This is a genomic window from Micromonospora sp. RV43 (genome assembly GCF_001029515.1).
Lineage (GTDB): Bacteria > Actinomycetota > Actinomycetes > Mycobacteriales > Micromonosporaceae > Micromonospora > Micromonospora aurantiaca.
In genome coordinates, this window is the sequence record NZ_LEKG01000330.1 from 1 (window position 1) to 3,004 (window position 3,004).

At 76.7% G+C, this 3,004-nt stretch carries 2 protein-coding genes and 1 pseudogene; all 3 read right to left on the bottom strand.

Translation table 11 applies throughout. The features are described from left to right. Positions 1-619 (bottom strand): DUF3152 domain-containing protein (locus ABD52_RS36855; RefSeq protein WP_047894812.1); only part of this gene is annotated, 619 nt, incomplete at its 3' end. Positions 620-624: 5 nt separating this feature from the next. Continuing rightward, entirely contained in the window at positions 625-1,623 is a 999-nt protein-coding gene (locus ABD52_RS36860; RefSeq protein ID WP_030269264.1) for an alpha/beta fold hydrolase, read from the bottom strand. Between the two features lie 40 nt (positions 1,624-1,663). After that, a pseudogene (locus ABD52_RS36865) lies at positions 1,664-3,004 on the bottom strand (hypothetical protein); the annotation flags it as partial.

Genomic DNA, 3,004 nt, shown 5'->3' on the forward strand with positions numbered 1-3,004 from the left:
CCTCGCGATCGCCTACCGAGCCCGAGCGACCGATACGAAGCCGGTGTTCCCGGATGTCGATCCCGCCCGCCCCGCACAGCCGCCCGGCCGTGTCCCGGGTCGCGAGGTAGATCGTGAAGTCGTACCGGTCGTCCGCGCCGACCCGCTGCAACCGCAGCCTGCCGCCGTCGACCCAGCTACCCGGGCCGGCCAGGGCGCGCTGCACCGCCTCGCCGAACGCGCGGACCTCCTCGCCGGAGCCGTTCTCCACCGCCACCCGGTAGCGGCGCAGCGTCCCCGAGCGGCCGAGCACGCCGCTGGTCCGGTCGTCGTACGCGAAGCTGCCCCGGCCCTTCGCCGGCCCCGGGCCCGCCAGCGTCAGCACCGGCGCGGCCGGCGAGCTGGGCGTCACCGCCGGCGGCGGCGCGACGCTCGGCGTGGACGGCTCCCGCGTGGGCGCCGGAGGCTGAGCGACGAACCCGTCGGTGATCCGCGTCCCCGCGCCCGCCGACGGCAGTTGCACCGCCACGCCGACGCCGACCGCGGCGGCGGCAGCGAAGGCGCAGACCACGAGCGCGGTACGCCAGTGACGAAGCGAGGAACGGGAGCGGGCGGCACGAGGACGGCGGGAGCTGGGCATCCGGCTCAGCCTGCCATGTCACGCTCCGTTCCGCTCTCCCCCATGCCGGTGGTGAGCGACTGTGTCGCCTCGGCGAGCAGGCCGAGCACCGCCCGCGCCACGGTCCGGGGCACCTCCAACTGGGCCACGTGCCCGACGCCGTCGAGCATCAGCAGCCGGCTGTCCGGGATGACCCGGGCCGCCTGCGGCGCCACCCGCACGTCGACCAGCCGATCCTGCCGCCCGCCCACCACGAGCGTGGGCGCCCGTACCGCCGCCGCCTGCCGCCAGAGCGCGCCCTCCCCCGGCAGGTACGAACGCAGGAAGCTGCCGACCAGGCCCCGGAACGTCCGCACGTACGCGGCGGCGTAGTGGGCCGCCTCGTACCGGACCCGGATCTCGTCGATCGCCTCCTGCCGGCGCTGATCGCTGATCCGGGTCAGGTCCGCCACGCACGCCTCCATCACCTGCTGCGCGGTCACCTCCGGGCTGAACTGGGCCAGCCGCCAGGCGGCCAGCCGTTCGCCCCGGGGGATCGCCAGCAACGGGAGCATCCGCCCCTGCAACGAGCGGCGGAAGTCCAGGAACGGCAGCGCGGGCGAGACCAGTGTGAGCGTGCGGACCAGGTCCGGGCGCAACGCCGCCACCCGCACCGAGATCGCGCCGCCGAGCGAGTTGCCGAACAGGTGCACCGGACCCCGGTCGCTGTGCTCGATCCAGCGGATCACCCGCTCGGCGAAGGACGGGATCGTGTAGCGCGGCCCCGGCTCGCTGCGCCCGAATCCGGGCAGGTCGATCGCCTGGCCGTCGAGCCGGTCCGCGAGCAGCCCGGCCAGGTCGGTCCAGTTCTGCGCCGATCCGCCGAGGCCGTGCACGTACAGCGCGGGCTCCGCGCCGGGACCGGTGGCCGGGGTGTCGCGGACGTGCACGAGCGTGCCGTCGAGGCGTACGTGCCGGCCGGGCCAGGGCGGCGGGACGTGGTGGGTGGGAAGGCTGTGCTCCGGCCACAGTGCGGCGCGCTTCATGCCTCCAGTCTTCCCCGCACACGCCGTACCGCACACCGGCTCAGGAGAGCAGCGCCTCCAGCCGCCGGTTCACCGCCGCGAGCGTGGCCCGCACGACCGCCTGCCGGGGATCCCCGGCCACCAGCGCCGAACCGGCCAGCTGCTCCACCCAGCCGTCGCAGACCAGCAGCACCACCACTGTGGCGACCTCGCAGTTGCCGAACGGCACCACGGCGGCGTGCTCCACGAAGCACCGGCCCCGCTCGCCGGCCGGGACGACCCGGCCGAGCAGCTCGTCCACCGCGGCGGCCGCGGCCACCGCACAGAGCCGCAGCACGTACCCGTCGACAGCCGGGCCGGTCGCGTGCCCCTCGGCCGTCCGGTCGCCGGCGACCAGGCGCACCTCGGTGGTGGCGTCCAGGCCGAACGTGCTCACCAGGACGTGCTCGATCACCACCCGCGGCCCCGGCACGCCGCCGGTGTCCAGCGGTCGCGACGGCGCGGTCTCCGTCGTGGTCATCTGCCCACCGGAGTACGACGTACCGAGCGTAACCGGGCTGCCGGTGGACATGCCGGTCGGCGCGGAGGCCAGCGACGTCTCGTCCACAGCGGCCCGGCCCCGGTGGGTGGCCTGCCGGCGGCGGCGCGGCGGCTCGTCGCCGTCGCCGGGCGCCTCGGCCGGGCGCGTGGCGCGGTCCGCACCGAACCGCGCGTCGCCGGAACGGTTCGCGGCCGGACGTGCCACACCGGCACGCGCCGGCATCTCGTCGCCGCCCGTCTCCTCACCGTTACGGGCCTCGCCCGGCTCCGCCTGCGGGGCACGGGCCTCGACCGGTGCCGGCTGCGTCCCGGGTGCTCGTGTGTCGCCCGCGCGCGTCTCACCGGAGCGGTCCAGCCGGGCCGACCGGCGGCGCAGCGGGGCCGGGGGCGGTACGGCGGGCGCGCCGGGCAGGTTCTGCGGGGCGGCGGCCAGACCCATCCGCTCCTGGAGCAGCCGGGCCACCATGCGGCTGACCTCGGCCGGGTCCGCGCCGTCGGCCAGGTCGAGCCGGAGGCTGTGCGCGCCGGCCGGGGTACGGCGCAACGCGGCGTCGCGTACGCCCGCCACCTCCCGGACCGCGTCGAGGATCGCGTTGACGTCGAAGCCCTCCGGCCGCTCCCGCAGTGGCGCGGGTTCGTCGTCGCGGCGCAGGTGGGTGGCGATGCGGGCGAGTTCGGGGGTCTCGGCGGACGGTTCCACTGCCGGTGGCTCCGGCACGACGGGCACGTCCGGTTCCGAGGGGACGCGCTGCGGCAGCACGGGGGACGGTTCCTCCGGTCGGGGCTCGGCGACCGCGTCGGCGGCCGGCACCGGTTCCGGTGCGGACCGGCGGGCCGCGTAGGGAGGGGCGCTCGTCGGGTG

Excerpts from the sequence above, each read along its gene's own strand:
- ABD52_RS36860 (WP_030269264.1), bottom strand. The coding sequence starts at position 1,623 with ATGAAGCGCGCCGCACTGTGGCCGGAGCACAGCCTTCCCACCCACCAC.